The sequence below is a fragment of the Mucilaginibacter sp. JRF genome, from assembly GCF_015223065.1.
Lineage (GTDB): Bacteria > Bacteroidota > Bacteroidia > Sphingobacteriales > Sphingobacteriaceae > Mucilaginibacter.
The window spans coordinates 500,007-522,175 of the sequence record NZ_JADFBY010000003.1 but is presented as its reverse complement, the minus strand read 5'-3'; the positions used below and the strand labels follow the sequence as shown (position 1 = coordinate 522,175).

The window sequence follows — 22,169 nt, the reverse complement described above, 5'->3', positions numbered from 1 at the left end:
TGTGCGCTACTTATTTAGCGGTTTCAATATCAATATTGATGGTTACCTCGTCGGCCAGGGTCATGCTGCTGCCGCCAACGTTAAAATCCTTGCGGTTAATTTTAAAGCTGCCCTTGTACTGGGCTTTGTCGCCGGTGGCGGTATAGGTAAAAGGTATCTCAACCGGTTTGGTGGTGCCTTTTATAGTCAGATCAAATTTACCCAGATAACCGCTACCCTTTTTTTGTATCGATGTTGATTTGATGTTGATAGTAGGGTATTTAGCCGCGTCAAAAAACTTAGCGCCTTTCAGGTGTTCATCGCGGGTATCATTATCAGAGTTTACAGTATTTACATCAACAGCCGCTTCAATGCTACCGCCGGCCGGTTGTGCCGGGTTAAAGTTGATGTTGGCCTTAATGCCGGTGAACTTACCGCTGGTATTTATACCGAGATTTTTCACCTCGTAAGTAAGCGCCGAGCGCGATATGGTAGTTTGCGCGAAAGCTGTATGGTCTGCAAGGGTTACTAACAGTAATATTAAAAAGCTTTTAAGCGTGCTGGTATGTTGGGTTTTCATGCTATAGTTTGATGCTAATAACGGCAATTAACCCCGCACTAATACAAGGCCCTTTGTAAAAAGATGGTTATTTAATAATGATGATATACAGTTGCTTGCATATATGGTAGGCGGCCAAGGCAAAGAACAGCCATGCTATGCTGATGGTAATTACCCTTGTGCTTAAGGCGAATTTACTTTGTATATACTGCGCAAACCGGGCATAAAGGTACAGGCACAAAAACGAACCTAATGCTGAGCCGACACTAAAGATGACCAAAGCGAAATTACCATCCAATATCCACTCGTGCGATATAACGTAGGTGCCGGTAACCATCCAAAAGGGGATTTGCATGGGATTTAAAAAACCCAGCATAATGCCATATTTGATACTTGCCGTATCAGAGTATTTTGTTTTTGGAGGATTGTTGCGTCCTACCCAGGTAACAATACCTAAAGTGCCGAAAAGTACAACCATCACCCAATCTATCACCGTATCTAGGTTGGCCTGCTCAGATATCCACTTGGCGAAGTGCATGATCACGAAGGTGAAAAAGAACTCGATTACCGAAAACGCCGTAATGAACTGTAAGGCATGCCGCATGCCACGGTTAATGGTAATTTGTACTAAGGTAAGGTTGATATTACCGGGCGGAATGTAACCGATAAAGTTGGCTATCAGCCCGATAAAAAAGGTCAGGAATATCATTGGTCCCCGTTAGTTTGCTTTAAAAAATAACGGCGAAGATAATAATCCCGACCTAATGTTTCGTTATCAGCCATAGCAATAATGACGATGCAAGGCTGCTTACTTCTTCAACCCTATCTCTCTCAACCTTTCATCCAGATACTCTCCCGCGGTAATATCAGTATACAACTTTGGGTGCTCAACATCAATGCACGATTCAAGGCTGGTCAGATCCATATCTGATTTCGGATGCAAAAAGAATGGTACCGAAAAGCGTGAGGTTTTCATCAGCTCGCGCGGCGGGTTAACTACCCTGTGCGTGGTTGATTTTAGTTTGTTGTTGGTAAGCCTTTGCAGCATATCGCCAACGTTAACTACCAGATCCTCGCCATGCGCCTTTACCGGGTACCAGCTGCCCTCGCGGGTAAGTACTTCCAGTCCATCGGCACTGGCGCCTATCAGCAGGGTGATCAGGTTAATATCCTCATGCGCACCGGCACGTACGGCATCATCAGGTATAGCATCCAGGTCTGCTATCGGGAAATAGTGCAGCGTGCGCAATATGCTGTTGCCGTTATGCACCTTACCATCAAAATAATCCTCCGGCAGGTTAAGGTATACCGATATAGCGCGCAACAGTTGCTTGCCAATAGCTTCGAGCTTTTTGTATATCTCCAGGGTTACGGCGTTAAACTCGGGCAGTTCATCTACCTGTACATTGTCGGGATAAATATCTTTTACCGGGTCATTATCCTCAACGGTTTGGCCTATTTGCCAAAACTCCTTAAGGTCGGGCTTGGTAAAGCCTTTAGCGGTTTCCTTTTCCTTGCCGGTATAGCCACGCTGGCCTGCAAGACCGGGTATTTCATATTTGGCCTTTACCGCATCGGGCTCGGCAAATAGCGCCTTAACCTGGGTGTACAGTTGCTCAATAAGCTGTTTGCTAAGGCCGTGGTTGGTTATGGTAACAAAGCCGGTTTCGTTAAAGGCGCGGCCAATATCGTCCGAAAATTGTTTGCGTTGTTCGGCGGTGCCGTTCAGGTAATTGTTGAGGTCAAGCCTTGGTATATTCACTGTACTCATGGTTGCAGATAGTTTTATTATTGGATGATGTGCTAATTTACAAAATTACACTTAGGCCGCTTAAAACAGCGGCATGTTTATAATTAGTTGTAACCATTTAAACGTTTTGTGGTTTGCCTTGTCAATAACAGTACAAAGGCGGTTAGCCAATTATAAGTTATAAAGTTATGAAGATCGTTAACAAAATATGGGGCCTGGGTATCGTGATGCTGTTTTTAGCACTGGCCTCTCCAAATAAAAGCTACGCTCAGGGTTACGTTACCGACCAGGAGTTTTACGACGGACTTGATCCTTACGGTACCTGGGTGTACGACCCTGATTATGGCAACGTATGGGTGCCCGATGTTGAGGAGGGCTTTCAGCCTTATGCAACCCGCGGTTACTGGGCCATGACCTCGTATGGCAACACCTGGGTGTCAGACTACGAATGGGGTTGGGCGCCGTTCCATTACGGTCGCTGGCGTTTTGATAACTACTACGGCTGGGTATGGATACCCGGTTACGAATGGGCACCTGCCTGGGTGGCCTGGCGCCAGGGTGGTGGTTATTATGGTTGGGCACCGTTATCGCCCGGCATAAACATCAGCATGTCATTCGGTAACTATAATATACCCGACAATTATTGGGTGTGCGCGCCTTCGGCTTATATTACCAGTCCTAACATATATAACTACTACGTGCCTTATAACCGCCGTGTAACTATTATTAACCATACTACATACATTAACAATACCTATGTATATAACAACCGTAGGTATTACAGTGGCCCGAGGGTTAACGAGGTTGAGCGCGCTATCGGCAGGCCGGTAAGGGTGTACAATATTAATAATGTACGCACCCCTAACCGCAGCAGGGTTAATGATAATAGCGTGAGCATTTACCGCCCGAGTATCCGCAGGGCTGATAATTCAAAACCGGCAAGGGTAATTGATGGTGCCGCTTATCAGCGCGAAAACCCCAACCAACGTATTGCCGACAGAACATCAGGCGTGAACCGTGGTAATGCCGACAGATTGGCCAGGGCTGTACGTGCCGAAAATCCCGACAACAAAGTGGTTAGGGTTAACGAGAACAGACCCGAAAGCCGTGCCGCTCGCCGTAATGAACAGCTGCGCAATCGTACAAATGATAACAGTAACACCAGAAATAACAACAATAATGCAGCGCCTACCCGCAGCGGTGTTAACCGTAGCGATCAACAATTGGGTACACGTAACGATGGCAATGACGATAGCCGCCGCATACAACGCCCGCAACAGCGCGATGAGGCTACACAGAACAACAACAATGACCGTAGCAGCCAACAGCGTGAACAGCAGGCCGAGCAACGCCGCCAGCAACGCGTGCAGCAGCAACAGCAACAGCCCGATCAGCGCCAACAGGCTACCGAGCAACGTGAGCGTGTACGCAGCCAGCAGGCTGAGCAACAACGCCAGCAGCGCGATCAGCAAAGCCAGCAACAGGCCGAGCAGCGTCGCCAGCAAACTGAACAGGTTCGTCAGCAACGTGACCAGGCCCGCCAGCAACAGCAAGAGCAGCAACGTCAGCAGCAGGATCAGGCTCGTGCTCAACAACAGGAGCAGCAGCGCCAACAGCAGGAACAGCAACGTGCTCAACAACAAGAGCAACAACGCCAGCAACGCGACCAGGCTCGCCAGCAGCAGGAAGAACAGCGCCGTCAGCAAGCCGATCAACAACGTGAACAGCAACGCCAGCAACAAGAGCAGGCTCGTGAGCAACAAAGGCAACAGCAGGAGCAAGCGCGCCAGCAACAGCAGGAACAACAACGCCAGCAGCGCGATCAGCAACGCCAACAACAGGAGCAGCAGCGCCAGCAACAAAGCGATCAGCAACGTAGCAGCAGAGGCAGCCGCCCTGGTCGTGGTTGATTTATAACAAAATCGTTATCTTAAAATTAGATGGTAAGGACAATTGCGTAAAGTAATTGTCCTTACTTTTGATACCATGATCGCTACCTTAAGATATAACATACTAATTGCACTGATGCTGTGCGTGTTTGGCTTTACCGCCACCGCGCAAAATAAAAAAGCTGCCGACGATGGTGCCGGCATCAGCTTTATGGAAAACTCGTGGAACGAGGCCCTCAAAAAGGCCGTAAAGGAGAATAAATACATTTTTGTGGATGCCTATGCCGTATGGTGCGGCCCGTGCAAAATGCTAAAGCGCACTACCTTTAAAAACAAGGATGTGGCCGATTTTTATAACAAGAACTTTATTAACGTGGCTATGGATATGGAAAAGGGCCAGGGTCCGGAGCTTGCCTCGCAATGGGCGCTTGAAGGTTATCCAACACTCATCATCTTTAACTCAAAAGGTAAAAGGGTATCGCATACTGTCGGTTTTGTTCAGGCCGATGATCTGCTGCGCTTTGGTAAGCAGGCTTTAGCAGCCCGATAAAACTTAGGTATAATAAAAAAGGCCGATAACACTCTCGCAGTATTTCGGCCTTACATCTACCTATGAAAAACAAACCCTCTGAGAAGGGTATTAATACATATCCAAAAGTAGTGCCAAGGCCGTGGTTGAACTTATTTCAACCTATAATTAACTAAGTGTTGCGTGGAATAATGTTTTAACGTGTAATTTTCGCCACAAAAAACGTAGAGCAAATTCCCCAAGTGGGAAATTTGGCACAGCATATCATACTAAATACACAGCATCGGCTTCATCAGGCTCGTTCAGGCGTACATCAACATGGTCTTTTATTACGGTTGATAGCGCTATTCCCGAAAAATCTGTAATTACAGGGAAGCTTTTATGGTTACGATCAATTAAAATTACACTGCGTATTTTCTTTAAAGGCACATTTAAAAATACCCCAAGGCCGTAAGCCAGTGTTTTACCGCTGTTAAGTACGTCATCAACTAAAATAATTACCTTATCGCGGCATTCCTCAACGTCAAAATCAGTAGTGGCTTTAAGTGAGCTGCTTTCCTTATCAATATTAATGGTAAGCAGGCGGCTTTTAAAGGGAGCCTTTTCATCCAGTATAGCTTTTATGCGCTGGGCTATAATATTGCCGCGCGGCAGTATGCCCGCAATCATGATCTCTTGCTCGTCAAAATTATCTTCCAGTATCTGGTAGGCAATTCTATCTATCTTTTGCTGTATTTGCTGGCTGTTTAATATCAGCAATTTTTTCTCGGTCATGGCGGCAGCTTTATTTTTGTTGATTTATGAGGCTAATATATAAGCTTTACTCCTTACTATACGGAAAGAATATAAAATTGGCACCCTCGGGCACTATGGCAAAAACACACATAAAATCGTGCGGGTTTTTAAAGCTATCAATAAAGCGTTGCTTCAATTCCTTTTTAATAACGCCCTTTTCAATAAACTCTTCAAGGGTTGAGGCATGTACACTCCACTCGGAGTTAAGCTCATTACGGTCAAGTATCACCTCGCCCAGTTTTACATCGTGCTGGTGGGCTATAAATATGGGGTAGGCCGACAGGCCCTCAACCATAATTTCAACAGCTACTTCGCGTATGGATTCGCTGAAGAATTTAAGATCAACCTCAAGGCTTACCAGCGGACTCTGTTTCTTTTTATCATCGCCGTCCTCGTTCAACAGATCTTCGGGGTTCATATATTGTGAAATTCTAAGTTCTAAAATCTAAATTCTAAGGTTTGACTTCTAATTACTGATCACTAACCTCTGTTCTCTAATCACTAACCACCAACCACCAATCACTAACTACTGATCTCTCAACCTCAACAGCACCACATTCTCCACGTGTTGGGTATGCGGGAACATATCAACCGGTTGAATTTTAACCAGGTCGTATTTTTCTTTAAGCACTACCAGGTCGCGGGCCTGGGTGGCGGCGTTGCAGCTTACGTAAACAATTTTGGGGGCTTCAATCTCCATCAATCGGGCCACCACATCAGGGTGCATACCCGCGCGTGGCGGATCGGTGATGATAACTTCGGGTTTGCCATGCTCGGCTACAAATTCGGCCGAGAGCACATCCTTCATATCGCCGGCGTAAAATTTGGTGTTGCTGATGTTGTTTATCTGCGAGTTGATCTTGGCATCCTCAATAGCCGATGGCACGTATTCAACGCCCACTACCTCGCGCACGTGGCCTGCCACAAAGTTGGCAATGGTGCCCGCGCCGGTATAAAGATCATACACCAGCTCATCGCCCTTAAATCCGGCAAAATCGCGAGTTATTTCGTACAGCTTTAATGCCTGTACCGAGTTGGTTTGGTAAAATGATTTTGGCCCGATACGGAATTTGATCACCCCGTTTGGCGATGGCATCTCCTCGTAAATATATTCAGGGCCTTTAAAGGCTACTACCTCCTGGTCAAAAATGGTATCGTTTTTTTTATGGTTGATGATGTACAACAGCGATGTGATCTGTGGGAACTCAGCCTCGATAAAGCCCATCAGTTTTTGCACTTCATCATCGGTAGCGTAGGCGAACACCATCACCACCATTACCTCGCCGGTTGATGAGGTGCGGATGATAAGGTTACGCAAAGCGCCGGTATGCTGTTTCAGATCGTAAAACGAGTAGCCGTGCTGTTTCACAAAATCGCGAATGCGGTTACGCAGCGAGTTTGATGGCTCGGCTTGCAGGTAGCAGTGCTCAACATCTAATATCTTATCAAACCTGCCCGGGATGTGGAAACCCAGCGCGTTCATATCCAGTTGCTGGTCGTCGCGGTTCTCGCCATCGTACAGCCAGCGCTTGTTCGAGAAGGTGAACTCCAGTTTATTACGATAATACTTATCGGCCGGTGAGGCTACGATAGGCATAATATCGCTGGCATCTAACTTAGCCAAACGGCTAATAGCGTCAGACACTGATTTTTGCTTGAAGGTAAGCTGGGCATCATACGTCATGTGTTGCCATTTGCAGCCGCCGCAGGTGCCAAAATGCTCGCAAAAAGCCTTAACACGGTGTTCCGACGATTTTTTTAGTTCGGTTATCCGGCCTTCGCCAAAATTCTTTTTGCTTTTAAAAACTGTTACATCGGCCACATCACCGGGGATGGCCTTATCAACAAACAACACAAAATCATCGGCCTTGCCTACGCCCTTGCCTTCCTCGGCAATATCAATTATAGCTACGTTCTCGAAGAACTTACTTTTTTTTGCACCTCTGCTCATCAGGCTGCAAAGTTAAGCCAATTATTTAAAATGGCGATACTTCGCCGTCGGCTTCATTTATTCCGGGCCGAGGGTCTATTCTTAAATAATATAACCAAACCAATGCGATCAATATTAATGTATGTATAACAATATAACTCTTTGATCTCCAATCGGGTTCTGTAATAGACTCGATTCCGAAGATCATAAACAATGGTAAATAAGTAATCACTATTAAAACAAATGACAACCATGCCTTAGCAACAGTCACTCTTAGTTTTAATAATGAAACTACTGAAGCGCAAATCCATAATACAAATAACGCTGGCACTAACCAAGCACATTCACACAAAATACCTATTATATAGATGTTAAACAGTTCAGAAATGTCCAAAAAACCCTCAAGGCCAAGTAGAAAAATAAATACAGGCATAACAAATGCAACGGTTACACCTATCCGGAATACATATGAACAAGCATTCATGATTTATTAACTTCAGGATTTGGGTATTTTATTTAATTAGTACTTGTGTGCAGGTTTGCTTGTGTTTCCAACCGGAACATCCATATGGATATAACTATAACAATAGCATAAATGGATATAAAATACAAGGAAGATGTATCATCATCAGTAATAAACCTTACGCCGTCAAGCATATAAAACGGCAGCCATGATAATGCTAATCCGGCTACTGTTAGCCAGGCTTTGGCCGATGTAATGCTGATTCGTGATGTGGATACTATAAAGGCACAAATGGCTAAAAACAAAAAGCTCGGGATTGACCATATAAAGCCTGCTACAATTCCTATCAGGTAAATAAAAAACGCGTCAGATGCTCCCTCTGATGGCACAATGCTAAGCATCAGTATGAAAACAGGGGCTACAAATACAGCCGTTTGCCATACCCTTAATGTGTATTTTAATGCAATGTTCATGTTGTAATTTTTAATGTTTTACTTAAGCGAATTGTACAAACCCCGATGGATGGGTTATACTCTTAATTGTTTTTGCGTACTTGTACCGCATTTTTTTGAAGTAAGCCATAAAGCCCACGCCGCCCGCCATAAATAATTTGCGGTGCGCCATCCAAACCGTCATGATGGTGGCGTAGTAGAATATTTTGTAGGCAATGGCCCGCCATGCCTTTGAAAATGCCGATCGGTTGCTGAATATCATATCCATTCGCTCAGTTTGGAAGGTGATGTGGTATGCCTCGTCTATCAGTATATCGGTACATATCTCTTTTAGCAGGGGGCAATTGGTGGCGTTCTTTAAAGCCTGGTAAAATATCTGCGCGGTACTTTCAACGGTGATCACGGCTAAAGTCCACATCTCCATGCTGGTGTTTAGGTGGCGGACAAAACGAAAAAGTGAATCGCCCCAGTTTTGTTTGATGCGCGGCAGGTGGAGCGTATCCAGATACTGGCCAAGATTGTTACCATGCTTTTGCTCCTCTTTAATAAAAAGCTTTATAGCTTCCAGGTAAGCAGGATCTTTAGTTTTGGCCGAGTAACGGGTAGCGGCGGCTATAAGATTTTTCCCTTCGGATGTTTCGCCCAGCTGCCAGGCCTGTAGCGAGGGTAATATGCGGTTAATCTCCTCAATGCTGATCATGGGCAGCTGATCCCAGTTTATACGGTGCTGGCCGGCATTGGCCCTGAAATGAGCCACCCAGTAATTACTTGTGTGCATATTGTTATGTTTTAAAGGATGAATGGTTTGGTTTGTAAAGCCCGGCGACCATTGCCGCCGGGCCGTTGCGATAAGGTTAGGTTGAGGTATTTTTACTGGTTATCCCAGTTTATTTTGCGCGAGAAGTACATGAGTATAGCGATAATAGCGAACAGCGTGACACTGCCAACCAGCAAGGCCAGATCTTCCAGCTGAATGATCACGAAAACAAATACATAGAATACACTGAGTATAAAGGTGAGCAAACCGGCTACCTTACCGTTTTTAAGCAATGATGCAATAAACCAGGATATCAGCCCCACGGTAGCCACTGCCGCTATAGCATACGAAATATTGAAGCCCACCTGCTCGGCAAATGATAGCAGCAGTATATAGAACACCACCATGGCCGCGCCAACCAGCAGATAGTTAAAGGTGTGGATGGACGTGCGGGTAATAATTTCGGTAAGGAATAATGCTACAAATGTTAACAGTATTATAAGGATGGCGTACTTGCTGGTGCGCATGGTTTTTTGATAATCATCAACCGGGATGATCATTTTTACACCGAATGATGACTCGCTTACTTTCTCTTTGTTACCGAATATGTTATCAACATTCACCCATTGCTGCGGGAATGTTTGCCCCAGGTTTAATGTATGCCACTTTGCGGTGAAGCCGCTGGTATCAACTTTATGATTATCGGCCGATACCGAACCATCAAAGGATGGTGATGTCCAGTTGCCTGAAACTTCCGCTGTAGTTGCCTTTCCTAATGGCAAAAAGCGGAGCTCGTTACTGCCTTTTATTTGCAGGGTATAGTTGAACTGGCCGCTTTTTTCTAATAGCCCGGTAGCGTTAAAGGCCGCCTGCATGGTGTTTTCAAAAAGGGTATCGTTAAAAGCCGGGCGGGTAGTAGTTTTTTGTCCGCCAATGTTTATCTCGGGCAGGCTTTTCAATCCTTTGGTATCGCTTAAGCCAAAAAGTAAATAAGCGCGTTCGGGCAATAGTTGCGTTGGCGATATCTGCATACCGGTAAGGTCTATCTTGCCAAAGTCGCCGTTCACGTTTATATCGGCATTATATACGGCGGCATAAAATATGCCCTTATGGCGTTTTTCCGATCTTGTGCTGGCTTTATACTTCAAATGCTCGGGCAATACATATAGTTTACCGATAGTTTCACGCACATTAACATGTTTGGAGGTATCTACATATTTTTCGAAGGAGCGATAAGGGATCACCAGCACCGGGCCATTTATGAGCTGGCTGCCCGACCATTGGTTTGATATATCTTCCAATACTTGTTGATTGCGGTTTTGACGTTCATCAATCAGGTTTTGTACAAAGATAGACGGGATAAGCAGCGCCAGTGTAAGCCCGCCTATAATGACGGCCTTAATGGTACTCGAAAATTTTTGCCACGTTGGCATGGGTGATTGGTTGTCTGAGTTCATGATATTATTTATTAAAAAGTACTTTTATTTTCAAAGTAAATGCACAAAAAAAATTATATCCCCTTTTGCAGCCTGATTAATTGCTCGAGCGCGTTAAGGTGTTGTTCAAAAGCCTGTTTGCCTTTTTTAGTGGCTTCGTAATTGGTATTGGGTTTACGGCCAACAAAGGTTTTGTTCACTAATATATATTCGTCTTTCTCCAAAGCTTTAAGGTGCGATGCCAGGTTACCGTCGGTAATGCCCAGCAGCTCTTTAAGTGAGTTGAAGTCGTAACGTTCGTTAGCCATCAACACGCTCATTATCTGTAGCCTTACACGGTTCTCAAAAGCCTTGTCAAGCTTTTCGAAAGGATTATTACCCGTCATATTTAAAATACATTATGCTGCCATAAATAATATGCAGCACGCCAAAACCTACCGCCCAAAACAGCAAACCATAACCCGGCAGCAAGGCGGCAACCAAACCCAAGGCTATTTCAAGCATACCCAGGTATTTTACGTCGCCAAAAGTATAATTACTCGCGCTAACTAAAGCCAATCCGTAAAATATTAGTGTTGCAGGGGCCACAATACCCACATAACCACGCGTAATAAATATAATGCACAGCAATCCGCCGGTTATTAAAGGTATAGCCAGGTGAAATAACAGGTTGCGGCTACTTTTGCCCCAGGCCTGCTGCCCTTTGCGTTTGGCCTTGCGCTTGGTTAGTATGGCGCCTGTAGCTAACGAAAGCACCAGCACTGCCAACGCAATAACTATAAGTGTATACAATACACCACGGTTATCATCTACATTAGCTATTACATAATCGCGGGTGTAGAAAAAACCGTTGCGGGTATATACTATTTGGTAGGCTACAAATGCACCTATTAAGGCATACACCCCCGCCATTATACCCGACAGGCCGCTTAGCGATATAAATTTTGATGAGCGCTCCATCAAACTCCGTATGGAGGTCAGTTCATCATGCAATTCCTTTTCTTTCACTGGAAAGTACTTTTATTTTCAAAGTAAATGAATATTCATAACTCCTGCAAATTTATTTTAACAAAAAAAGCTCACCTGAAAACAGGTGAGCTTTTGGGTATATACATTGATCCGCTATCGCGATAGCTTAAATAAATAAACCGCCTGATGCCTCGATGCGTTGCGCGGTTATCCATGCTGCCCTGTCGCTACATAAAAAAGCAACAATGCCGCCAATGTCATCGGGCTGACCAACACGGCCTAATGAGGTTTGCGATACCAGGTAGTCTTTTGTGCCCGGGCGCTCAAAAGTTTTCTTGGTAAAATCTGTTTCAATAGGGCCCGGCGCTACGGTATTGGCGGTAATATTACGGCCGCCAAGCTCTTTGGCCATATAGCGGGTAAGGTTATCAATAGCTGCCTTCATTGATGAATAGGCCGAATAACCCGGCGTTACAAACCTTGCCAAGCCGGTCGAAAAGTTTACTATCCTGCCGCCATCAGCCAAAACAGGCAGCAGCTTTTGGGTTAAAAAGTAAACGCCTTTAAAGTGCACGTTCATCAGGTTATCAAAAGCCTCCTCGGTAGCATCAGCAAACAACGCGTACGATTCAATGCCCCCGTTATTGATCAAAAAGTTGATCTGCTCCACACCAAATTTGGCTTTCACCTTTTCAACCAACTCAGTTTTAAATGCATCAAAGCTTTTGGTGTTACCGGCATCAAGCTGTAACACTACCGCGCCAACGCCAAAAGCTTCCACTTCGGTGGCTACCTGTTCGGCTTCATCCTTACGGCTGTGGTAAGTAAGCACCACATGGTGCCCATCCTGCGCTAATTTTAACGCTGTATTACGGCCCAAACCACGGCTTCCGCCGGTTACAAGGGCTATTTTATTGGTCTTTTCCATTTTGTTGATAGTTTTTTTACTAATTACTAATACAAAAGTGCCTGTTTGTGTGTTCTTAATAATGGTGATAGTTTCAGTTTAAATGGTGACTGTTTCAGTTTTTTAACATCTTTGCCGCTTTATTTGGCTTTAGCAACATCTATGAAAAAATTTTTGATCGTAATACCTGTTCTGTTTATGCTCTCGTGTTCACAAGGTGAAAAGCAGGAAAATGCAAAACTCAATCAGCTTGCCGCCCGTTACGTAAAACTTGGCCTTAACATTGGCCAGTACGATGAGGATTTTGTAGATGCCTATTATGGTCCGGATTCGTTGAAATCAGCAAAAGAACCTGAAGAAACCTTCCCGAAAGATAGCTTGCTGGCTGCTGTCAACATATTAATGAACGATCTGAAAGATGTATCGCGCGGCGCCGTGGTCGACTCAAACCGTATGCGTGCCGATTGGATGTACAACCAGCTTATCGCATTCGGCGAGCGTATCCGTATTTTCTCCGGCGATTATTTGCCTTTTGATGAGGAATCAAAACAACTGTTTGGCGTAACTGCGCCAACTTACGATGAGGATTACTATAAAACCCAACTGGATGAGTTGGATAGCATTTTACCCGGCAGTGGTAGTGTAAGCAACCGCTTTCAGCGCCTTGCTAAAAAATTCATCATCCCGAAGGATAAGGTGGATATTGTGATGAAAACCGCCATTGCCGAAGCCCGTAAGCGTACGATGGCTCACTATAAATTACCGGCTGGCGAAACTTTTACTCTGGATTATGTGAAGAACAAGCCATGGTCGGGCTATAATTGGTACAAGGGCAAATACCATAGCGATGTACAGATCAATACCGACCTGGATATTTATATTGACCGCGCCATTGATGTAGGCAGCCACGAAAGCTACCCGGGGCATCATGTGTACAATATGCTGCTCGAAAAGAATTTGTATAAGGATAAAGGTTGGGTGGAGATATCGCTGTATCCACTGTTCAGTCCGCAATCACTAATTGCCGAGGGTAGCGCTAATTATGGTATTGAAGTGGCTTTTCCGGGAGATGATAAAGTGGTATTTACCCGTGGCGTACTGCTGCCCCTTGCCGGTTTGGACACCGCCGATGTCGACATATATTTTAAAGCCCTGGCCATACGCGGTAAACTGAACTATGCCCGTAACGAAGCCGCCCGTGGCATATTAAGTGATGAAATGAGCGACAGCAAAGCTCAGCAATGGCTGCGCAAGTATTGTTTAATGGATGATGAAACGGCTAATAAATCTGTTAAGTTCATTAAAAAATACCGCAGCTATGTTATCAATTACAACTACGGGCAGGATTTGGTGAAGAACCACATTGAACGCAACGGCGGCACGGCCAAAAACCCTGCTAAGCGCTGGGAATTGTTCGGGCAGTTATTGAGCCATGAGGTTAACCCTGCCGATCTGGTAAAGAAATAAGGGAAATCTTTTATTAGCCGGCGGTCGCCTGCATTTCGGCAAAAGTTTGCTCGTACAGCTGTTTGCGGTATTGAGATGGGGTAACGTGCTCAAAAAATTTGAACCACTTGGTAAAGTTTGATGGATCGTAAGTTAGTTTACGGGCAACATCGGCAATAGAAAGCTCCGGATCGGCCAGCATATTTTTGGCTACGGCTATCAGTTTTTCTTCGTAAAAATAACAAGGGTGCAAGCCGGTATGCTGCTTTATAACATTGCTTAAGTGGGTGGGGTGTATAAACAGCAAAGCCGCCAGATCGCGCAGCTCAAACATCTCCTCAACACGGCCTTCAAGCACATCATCAATATGCTTATCTATCTCGTGCAGGTAGTTGCGGAATATTTCTTCCTTACGGTTCAGATATTTTAGCGGTACTTTAGGCATAATGCATTAGTAAAAACACTAAAATAGAAAAACCTTTCCGCAATTGTACATGCAGAAAGGCTTTATATGATTTTGCCCGGAGGCGAAAATTAAACGCGTTTTGATTTGATACGTGCAGCTTTACCGGTAAGCGCGCGCAGGTAGAATAATTTAGCACGACGTACTTTACCGTAGCTGTTTACATCTACTTTTTCAATGTTTGGCGAGTTGATCGGGAATATACGCTCAACACCAATACCGTTTGATACTTTACGTACAGTAAAAGTTTCAGAAACACCAACACTGTTACGTTGAATAACCACACCCTGGTAAAGCTGAATACGCTCTTTGTTACCTTCCCTTATTTTATAATGCACAGTAACAGTATCACCTGCTTTAAATGCAGGAACTTGTTTTTTTACTACTGATTGCTCTTCTACAAATTTTACTAAATCCATGATTTTTAGCCTTTAAATCCAATTTTTAGCCCGTAAAAATTGGATTGCAAGTATAGGCATTATTTCTGTTATTTAAAAACAGATTTTAAAAATTTCCACAATTATTATTTTATCAACAAAAAAAGCCTTGTTGTGCTGTGTTTAAGCGCTTTAATTGTTGGGGCGGTATCCGGTATGGGTTATCAAAACGCTGGCGCGTTCCTCTTTATGCAGGGGTACATCCCAGTTGCCCTGGTAGCTAACTTTTACAGGCAAAAGTTCGCCATTAAAGTTATTCATCTCGATATTCATGCGCACATTAAAGCTCACAAACATGTTACTAAAGCTCATATCAATAAAGCGCCCCAATATCTGGAAAGTGCGGGTATCAAATATGGTGGTCATCTCGTTGATCATTACATCGCCGGGGGCAGTGCTTGGCTTGCGGATCACCTTGAAACGGTACACCGGTATACTATCCAGGTAAGTACCCCGCGCGAACTGGTAATAATAAAACTGCTTCAACTCGGGCGAGAATATCTCTGTTTTACCGCTGATGAACGGAATGCCGCTAACCTTTGTACCCGGCCGAAAGATAAGTGTTTTAAGTTTATCCTTGTAAGATGCATTCTTGCTGCCATCACCTTTTGAGTTTGGCGGTGCGGCCAATGGTTTGTTGTAGGTGTTGGCGAAAAGATAATCGAACATCTCCACCGTGTACAGCTCATACCTGCCATTTTTTTTATACACCTTGCCGCTATCGCTTTTGGCGATGTATCGGGTATTAGGCCTGTCGTTAACACGACTATAATTCATTTTACGATATATGCGGCCATTTACCCTGTCCTTTTTATCGTAAGTATAAATGCTGTTCTCGGCCGTGTAGCTGTACTGACGCATGCTCTGGAAAGCCTTGTAGAAACTGGTATCACTGGTTACGGCATCAATAAAATCCTGCACATTGAGTTTATGCGAGTTGATATTGATGACAGAATCAAGCACGATGGTTTTTATCGTATCCGGATCGTAGCGGGTGATTTGTTGTGCGCTTGCAAAGGATGATATGAATATTAGAAATAAAGTAACCGATCCTTTGATTGTCATATTCAAATTAACAGATTATTTGTTCTGTTTAGTATTTTGATAATACACTTCATCAATGATCATCCCTACGTTATAGGCAGAAAGAGTTACAATATTTGAGTTATCTGTAGAGAACGCAACAACCGAACCAGCATGACCACCGGTTGAACGTGAAGAGAAATACGCTTTAAATATTTGAATTCCCTTTCTAAAGTACCGTATCTCTGCGGCACTATCGCATTTTAAGTTTGGGTTGCTTTTTGCTTTAATTATCTGCTCCTTAAAAAATAGAAGATGTCCGGAATCCGTGGTTTTGTAAACTACAGGTTTTTTTAGCTTGAGATAATGTACCTCAATTCGGTCGGTTTGCTTTATTTTATTTAGAAATGATACACTGTACTGAGCTTTAGCGCTGATACTTAATATCAGCATAATAAATATCAGCGCCCTAATCATCATAATTTAATATTAATTACCCAACTGCTTAACTGCCAGGTAAGCCATCAGGCCGGTGCTGGTTTGCAGGGAGGTTTCATCCACATCAAAAGTTGGGGTATGTACTGATGAGGTAATACCACGCTCCTCGTTACGGGTACCCAGGCGGTAAAAACAGCTGTTGGCAACCTGCGAGTAATAAGCAAAATCTTCGGCAGCCATCCATATATCCAAGTCGAGCACGTTCTCTTTGCCCAGGTAATCTTCGGCGTGCGAGCGGGCATTGTTGGTCAGCTTTTCTTCGTTGATCAGGAATGGATAACCTTTCATAATGTTGAATTCGCAGCTGCCACCCATGCTTTCGGCAATGCCTTCGGCCATTTTTTTCATGCGCTTGTGTGCTTCCTGGCGCCAGGCCTCATCCATAGTACGGAAGGTGCCCTCCAGGTAAACCTCGTTAGGTATAACATTGGTAGCGCCGTTAGCGATAACCTTACCGAACGATAATACCGACGGACTTTTTGGGTCAGCAAAGCGACTGATAACCTGCTGCAAGGCGGTTAATATATGCGCGGTGATGATCACCGGGTCAATGTTTTGTTGCGGTTGCGCGCCGTGGCCGCCCTTACCCTTTACGGTAACGTACAACTCATCGGTACTGGCCATGTATTTTCCTGCCCTAAAGCCCACCTTACCGGCATCTATCAGCGGCATAACGTGCTGACCGATCACGGCATCAGGCTTAGGGTTTTCTAATACACCTTCTTTTATCATCAGGCTGGCACCACCGGGCAGTTTTTCTTCGGCAGGTTGAAATATCAGTTTAACAGTACCGCCAAACTCGCTTTTTAGCTGAGTTAATATTTTGGCCGTACCTAATAATGATGAGGTATGCACATCGTGCCCGCAGGCGTGCATAACGCCCGGGTTTTGCGATTTATAAGGCACATCATTAGCCTCTACAATTGGCAGTGCATCCATATCGGCACGCAGGGCTATTACCTTGTCCGACGGTTTATCGCCTTTGATCAGGGCTACCAAACCGGTATCAGCCATTTTATGATACTCCAAACCCATTTCTTCCAGCTTGCGCGCCACAAAGGCCGAGGTTTGCACCTCATGGAATGAAAGCTCAGGGTTGGCGTGCAGGTGGCGGCGGTTGCCTACCACATCATCATAAATAGTTTTGGCTAATTCCTGTATCTGTTCCTTAATCATTACCTGTTTCTAATTTAGGGGGATTGATCTTTCCCGGAATAACAAACATGCCCGAGAAGTAGGGCTTCAGTTCCTCGAGCATTTTTTGTGCTTCGAGCTTTGTTCTGAAATCACCGGCGTGTACCTTAAAGTTAGGGTCGCGATAGCTGATGTAGGTGCGCATATCGGGGTGCATGTCCTGAAACCGGTTTTGCGCTTTGTAGGCATCCTTCCGGTTCGATCCAGTGAATATTTGCACCCGGTAGCCATAGTTTGAGCCACGTATACCGCCTATTTTATTTAGCTCGTCCCAACGGTTAATAAGGGTATCAACGCGGGCGTCTTTCACAACCTCAACCCTGCCACGCTGCGCGGATGCGCCGAGGGCTATCAGCATAAAGAAAACACAGCACCCGGCTACTTTGGCAATTAATGCTTTGTATGTGGATGCTGTGTTGTTCATTTATTTTATTTCATATCGGGATGTATTCTGTTTAGCAAGTACAATAATGTACAGCTTCCGGATTTTCCCTCGTACCAATTGTCATTTCGAGCGATAGCGAGAAATCTGTCTGCGTTCATAGCAAAGCGACAGATCTCTCCTCGTACCTCGTCGAGATGACATTGAGGTTTGTTATTTACTTACGCCAAGCCTACGCCGTGACAGTTTTTGTATTTTTTACCGCTTCCGCAAGGGCAAGGGTCATTACGGCCTATCTTTTGTTCAACACGTACCGGCGATTGTTTTTCCATTTCGCGGGTGTCGTCCATAGGTACGCCGTTGCTCTCCTGTACCACTTCGGCTTTTGAGGCTTTAATGTTCCTTAAGTCCGTTTTAGGCTGTGGCCTTGCTTCGCGTATTTCTTCCGGATGTTGCTGTTGTACCGGTATACCACCACGGAACAGGAAGCTCACCAGCTCCTTATTCACATTGGCCAGCATCTGGCGGAACAATTCAAACGCCTCGAACTTATAAACCAGCAATGGGTCCTTTTGCTCATAAACCGCGTTTTGTACAGATTGTTTCAGCTCGTCCATTTCGCGCAGGTGCTCTTTCCAGGCATCATCTATCAGGTAAAGCACAACGTTCTTCTCAAACGATTTGATCACCTCGTGGCCGTGGTTCTCAACCGCCTTTTTAAGCGGAACGGCTATTTGTATGCCGTGTACACCATCAGTAAATGGTACTACAATGTTCTCAACCTGCGCGCCGCGGGTTTCAAATACATCTTTTAATACCGGGAAAGCCTGGTTAGCAATAGCATCCGATTTACGTTTGTAGAAATCGGTAACCTCGTCAAATGTTTTATCAACCAGGTTATTCAGTGATATGCTGCCAAATTCATCTTCGCTCAGCTCAACATCAACCGAGAATATACGGATCACCTCAAGCTTAAAGCCTTCGTAATTGTTTGATTCTTTGTACTCGGTAACAATATCCTCAACCACATCAAAAATGGTGTTGTTGATATCCACATCCAAACGCTCGCCAAACAAGGCATTTTTACGTTTAGCGTAAATAACGGTACGCTGCGAGTTCATAACGTCGTCATACTCCAGCAGGCGCTTACGTATACCAAAGTTGTTTTCTTCAACCTTTTTCTGCGCACGCTCAATTGATTTTGAGATCATGGAGTGCTGTATTACTTCGCCCTCCTCAATACCCATACGCACCATCAAGCTTGATATACGCTCTGAACCGAATAAACGCATCAGGTTATCCTCAAGCGATACGAAGAACTGTGATGAACCCGGGTCACCCTGACGACCTGCACGACCGCGCAACTGCCTGTCAACACGGCGAGATTCATGCCTTTCGGTACCAATGATAGCTAAACCACCGGCATCTTTAACGCCAGGGCCTAATTTAATATCTGTACCACGACCGGCCATGTTGGTAGCAATGGTAACCGTACCGGCCTTACCAGCTTCGGCCACAATATCGGCCTCTTTTTGGTGCATTTTGGCGTTCAGCACGTTATGTTTGATGCCGCGCAGCTTAAGCATACGGCTCAATAATTCTGAAATTTCAACCGAGGTTGTACCTACCAGTACCGGGCGACCAGCCTGGGTCATTTTCACAATCTCGTCGGCAACGGCATTGTATTTTTCACGTACGGTACGGTAAACCAAATCCTGACGATCCTGGCGGCTTGTTGGCGTGTTGGTTGGTATTTCTACCACGTCCAATTTATATATCTGCCAAAGCTCACCGGCTTCGGTAACAGCAGTACCCGTCATACCACAAAGCTTGTGGTACATCCTAAAGTAATTTTGCAGGGTGATGGTTGCAAAGGTTTGGGTTGCATCCTCAACCTTAACATTCTCCTTAGCCTCAATAGCCTGGTGTAAACCATCCGAGTAACGGCGGCCATCCAATACACGGCCTGTTTGCTCGTCAACTATCTTAACCTTGCCTTCGTCAACAATGTACTCGGTATCTTTTTCAAATAAAGTGTAAGCCTTTAATAACTGGTTAACCGAGTGTATACGCTCTGATTTGATCGAGAAATCGCGCATCAGGGAATCCTTTTGGGCTATCTTATCCTCAGCGCTCAGGTCTGACTTTTCGATAGCGGCGATTTCGGTACCTACGTCGGGCATTACAAAGAAGTGCGGATCTTCGCCCGAAGCGGTGATCAGCTCAATACCTTTTTCAGATAGTTCTACCGAATTGCTTTTCTCGTCGATAACGAAGAACAGCTCGGCATCTACCTTTGGCATTTCCTTGTTTTGATCCTGCATGTAGTGGCCTTCAGTTTTTTGAAGTACCTGCCTGTTTGAGCCTTCGCTCAGGAACTTTATAAGAGCCTTGTTTTTAGGCAAACCGCGGTGTGCGCGTAACAGGGCTAAACCACCATCATCAACACCGGCTTTACCATCATTAATTTGCTTTTTAGCTTCGTTAAGTACGCCGGTAATGTAGTTACGCTGCGCGTTAACCAAGCGCTCAATGCGTGGTTTTAATTCATAAAACTCATGCTCATCGCCACGAGGTATAGGACCTGAGATGATCAATGGTGTACGGGCATCATCAACTAAAACCGAGTCAACCTCATCCACCATGGCAAAGTGCAGCTTGCGCTGTACAAGTTCTTCGGGGCTGCGTGTCATATTGTCACGCAGGTAATCAAAACCAAATTCGTTATTGGTACCAAAAGTAATATCAGACAAGTATGCACGGCGGCGGGAGTCAGAATTTGGCTCATGCTTGTCAATACAATCAACCGACAGGCCGTGGAACTCGTACAGCGGGCCCATCCATTCCGAGTCACGACGGGCAAGGTAATCATTCACCGTTACTATGTGTACACCTTGGCCAGCCAGCGCGTTAAGGTAAGCAGGTAGTGTAGCTACCAATGTTTTACCCTCACCTGTGGCCATCTCGGCAATTTTACCCTGGTGTAGTACAATACCACCAATAAGCTGTACATCGTAATGTACCATGTTCCAGGTAACCTCGTTACCGGCGGCTATCCAGGTATTATGGTGAATAGCTTTGTCGCCTTGTATAATTACATTTTTTTTGCGGGATGCCAGGTCGCGGTCAAACTGGGTGGCCGTAACCTCAATGGTTGGGTTACCTGCAAAGCGGCGCGAGGTTTCTTTAACCACAGCGAAGGCTTCGGGCAATATTTCCATCAGCACCACTTCAAGCTCCTTATCTCGGTCTTTGCCCAGTTTATCAAGCTGAGTATATAACTCAACTTTCTCGGCAACGTCCAGATCAGGGTTATTGTCGGTTTGCTCTTTAATGGCAGCTATCTGCTCATCAATACCGGCAAGCTTTTCCTGTATGGTTTGCTTAAATTGTATGGTTTTGGCGCGCAGCTCATCATTAGTTAATGCATCGAGCTTGGCAAACTCGGCCTTTATCTTATCAACTATAGGATTGATGCCTTTTACGTCGCGTTCTGATTTGCTCCCAAAAAGCTTACTGAAAAAATCTAACATATATTTTTAAATAGCTATGGTTCATAACTCAACAATTGCGCCACAGCGCATTGCAAAGCCATTTTGACAGGCAAATGTAAGATTTTTTACTATAACCGGGCTTATTGACACCAAAGCTTAAAAAAGCGGTAACAATGGTCGGTTAATTTTTGTCTTCGGGCTTATCGTCGCTGTCCTCATCGTCAAAGTCCTCGTCATCTTCAAAGCCCTCATCATCAAAGTCTTCAAAAAACTTTTCCTCGTCAAACATCAGTTCTTCCAGCTTTTCCTGCTCGGGGGTGCTGGTATCAAAGCGAATGGCCCAATTGTCAGGTATATCATAGCTTTTATCAAACCCGCGAATCCACTCCACAAAAACCAGCCTGAACTCCTCCACCTTATCGCGCATTAGCTGCACGTAATCCTCCTCATTAATATTTACCATTGACGCGAATGATACAGCATTGAACATATCCTGCACGGCCAGCTTTATAAGTACGGCGTTCTGCATGCGCAGTGAGTATAGCCCGCCGCCCTCGGCACCGGCAATTTTGGCCTGTATAATGGCGGCGTTGCTCAGCATCTGCGCGGCCAGGTGCTCTTTCATGTCGTCCTCTTTCAAGGCTTCGGCTATAATATCAACCAGATCAAAAAGCTCCTGTGATTTTTGGTATACCGGTAGCTTTTCAAATTTATGAGGTCTGCGTTCCATAGTTAATTATAAAGGTAGCGGTATATACCTTATTATAATAATATAAAATTGCCGGGCGCAAGGGTAGCTGTTATCAGTATTTTGCCC

General features: G+C 44.9%; 23 protein-coding genes. 3 read left to right on the top strand and 20 right to left on the bottom strand.

Going from position 1 to position 22,169, the window contains the following annotated elements; translation table 11 throughout:
* Positions 1-10 precede the first annotated feature (10 nt).
* From IM792_RS11045 to IM792_RS11035, 3 genes are all read right to left on the bottom strand, one after another.
* The gene (locus IM792_RS11045; RefSeq protein ID WP_194101901.1) at positions 11-559 is read right to left on the bottom strand and encodes a YceI family protein; all 549 of its coding nucleotides are present in this window, start codon (positions 557-559) and stop codon (positions 11-13) included.
* 67 nt (positions 560-626) lie between these two features.
* Positions 627-1,247 (bottom strand): LysE family transporter, encoded by a 621-nt coding sequence (locus tag IM792_RS11040; RefSeq protein WP_194101900.1) that lies wholly within the window; start codon positions 1,245-1,247, stop codon positions 627-629.
* 99 nt (positions 1,248-1,346) lie between these two features.
* Complete coding sequence (locus IM792_RS11035) at positions 1,347-2,309, bottom strand: isopenicillin N synthase family oxygenase (protein WP_194101899.1); 963 nt, start codon at positions 2,307-2,309, stop codon at positions 1,347-1,349.
* 167 nt (positions 2,310-2,476) lie between these two features.
* Here IM792_RS11035 and IM792_RS11030 point away from each other — a divergent pair, with 167 nt between their 5' ends.
* Together IM792_RS11030 and IM792_RS11025 are read left to right on the top strand one after the other, a co-directional pair.
* Positions 2,477-4,198, top strand: coding sequence for a DUF6600 domain-containing protein (locus IM792_RS11030; protein WP_194101898.1), 1,722 nt, complete (start codon positions 2,477-2,479; stop codon positions 4,196-4,198).
* Positions 4,199-4,274: 76 nt separating this feature from the next.
* The gene (locus tag IM792_RS11025) at positions 4,275-4,727 is read left to right on the top strand and encodes a thioredoxin domain-containing protein (RefSeq protein WP_194101897.1); all 453 of its coding nucleotides are present in this window, start codon (positions 4,275-4,277) and stop codon (positions 4,725-4,727) included.
* A 243-nt stretch (positions 4,728-4,970) separates the two neighbouring features.
* Here IM792_RS11025 and IM792_RS11020 read toward each other — a convergent pair whose 3' ends face one another.
* From IM792_RS11020 to IM792_RS10980, 9 genes are all read right to left on the bottom strand, one after another.
* A complete protein-coding gene (locus IM792_RS11020) occupies positions 4,971-5,480 on the bottom strand; it encodes a phosphoribosyltransferase family protein (RefSeq protein WP_194101896.1) in 510 nt (169 codons plus the stop codon).
* Between the two features lie 46 nt (positions 5,481-5,526).
* A complete protein-coding gene (locus IM792_RS11015) occupies positions 5,527-5,919 on the bottom strand; it encodes a hypothetical protein (protein ID WP_194101895.1) in 393 nt (130 codons plus the stop codon).
* A 108-nt stretch (positions 5,920-6,027) separates the two neighbouring features.
* Positions 6,028-7,452, bottom strand: coding sequence for a 23S rRNA (uracil(1939)-C(5))-methyltransferase RlmD (rlmD, locus tag IM792_RS11010; RefSeq protein ID WP_194101894.1), 1,425 nt, complete (start codon positions 7,450-7,452; stop codon positions 6,028-6,030).
* 495 nt (positions 7,453-7,947) lie between these two features.
* Positions 7,948-8,367, bottom strand: coding sequence for a hypothetical protein (locus IM792_RS11005; protein WP_194101893.1), 420 nt, complete (start codon positions 8,365-8,367; stop codon positions 7,948-7,950).
* 22 nt (positions 8,368-8,389) lie between these two features.
* The gene (locus IM792_RS11000; protein WP_194101892.1) at positions 8,390-9,124 is read right to left on the bottom strand and encodes a ferritin-like domain-containing protein; all 735 of its coding nucleotides are present in this window, start codon (positions 9,122-9,124) and stop codon (positions 8,390-8,392) included.
* Positions 9,125-9,216: 92 nt separating this feature from the next.
* Positions 9,217-10,560, bottom strand: coding sequence for a cell envelope integrity protein CreD (creD, locus tag IM792_RS10995; RefSeq protein ID WP_194101891.1), 1,344 nt, complete (start codon positions 10,558-10,560; stop codon positions 9,217-9,219).
* A gap of 53 nt (positions 10,561-10,613) precedes the next feature.
* Positions 10,614-10,925: a transcriptional regulator gene (locus IM792_RS10990; protein ID WP_194101890.1), complete on the bottom strand. Its 312-nt coding sequence runs from the start codon at positions 10,923-10,925 to the stop codon at positions 10,614-10,616.
* Complete coding sequence (locus IM792_RS10985) at positions 10,915-11,547, bottom strand: hypothetical protein (RefSeq protein ID WP_194101889.1); 633 nt, start codon at positions 11,545-11,547, stop codon at positions 10,915-10,917. Before IM792_RS10985 ends, IM792_RS10990 begins: the two co-directional genes overlap by 11 nt.
* Before the next feature lie 127 nt (positions 11,548-11,674).
* On the bottom strand, positions 11,675-12,436 hold the full coding sequence (locus IM792_RS10980) for an SDR family oxidoreductase (protein WP_194101888.1): 762 nt from the start codon (positions 12,434-12,436) through the stop codon (positions 11,675-11,677).
* Positions 12,437-12,577: 141 nt separating this feature from the next.
* Here IM792_RS10980 and IM792_RS10975 point away from each other — a divergent pair, with 141 nt between their 5' ends.
* On the top strand, positions 12,578-13,882 hold the full coding sequence (locus IM792_RS10975) for a hypothetical protein (RefSeq protein ID WP_194101887.1): 1,305 nt from the start codon (positions 12,578-12,580) through the stop codon (positions 13,880-13,882).
* Positions 13,883-13,895: 13 nt separating this feature from the next.
* On the opposite strand, the gene IM792_RS10970 is transcribed toward IM792_RS10975, so the two are convergent.
* From IM792_RS10970 to IM792_RS10935, 8 genes are all read right to left on the bottom strand, one after another.
* Positions 13,896-14,306 carry an AraC family transcriptional regulator gene (locus tag IM792_RS10970; protein WP_194101886.1) on the bottom strand — a complete coding sequence of 137 codons (411 nt, stop codon included), beginning with the start codon at positions 14,304-14,306 and terminating at the stop codon, positions 13,896-13,898.
* A gap of 89 nt (positions 14,307-14,395) precedes the next feature.
* Positions 14,396-14,743 (bottom strand): 50S ribosomal protein L19, encoded by a 348-nt coding sequence (gene rplS, locus IM792_RS10965; RefSeq protein ID WP_194101885.1) that lies wholly within the window; start codon positions 14,741-14,743, stop codon positions 14,396-14,398.
* A 150-nt stretch (positions 14,744-14,893) separates the two neighbouring features.
* Complete coding sequence (locus IM792_RS10960; RefSeq protein ID WP_194101884.1) at positions 14,894-15,826, bottom strand: hypothetical protein; 933 nt, start codon at positions 15,824-15,826, stop codon at positions 14,894-14,896.
* Between the two features lie 15 nt (positions 15,827-15,841).
* The gene (locus IM792_RS10955; protein ID WP_194101883.1) at positions 15,842-16,264 is read right to left on the bottom strand and encodes a hypothetical protein; all 423 of its coding nucleotides are present in this window, start codon (positions 16,262-16,264) and stop codon (positions 15,842-15,844) included.
* Positions 16,265-16,273: 9 nt separating this feature from the next.
* Entirely contained in the window at positions 16,274-17,458 is a 1,185-nt protein-coding gene (locus tag IM792_RS10950) for a M20 family metallopeptidase (protein ID WP_194101882.1), read from the bottom strand.
* Positions 17,451-17,900, bottom strand: coding sequence for an SPOR domain-containing protein (locus tag IM792_RS10945; protein ID WP_194101881.1), 450 nt, complete (start codon positions 17,898-17,900; stop codon positions 17,451-17,453). The genes IM792_RS10950 and IM792_RS10945 overlap by 8 nt, the downstream gene beginning before the upstream one ends.
* A gap of 179 nt (positions 17,901-18,079) precedes the next feature.
* Positions 18,080-21,391, bottom strand: coding sequence for a preprotein translocase subunit SecA (secA, locus tag IM792_RS10940; RefSeq protein ID WP_194101880.1), 3,312 nt, complete (start codon positions 21,389-21,391; stop codon positions 18,080-18,082).
* 142 nt (positions 21,392-21,533) lie between these two features.
* Entirely contained in the window at positions 21,534-22,082 is a 549-nt protein-coding gene (locus tag IM792_RS10935; RefSeq protein ID WP_194101879.1) for a hypothetical protein, read from the bottom strand.
* Between the last annotated feature and the right edge of the window lie 87 nt (positions 22,083-22,169).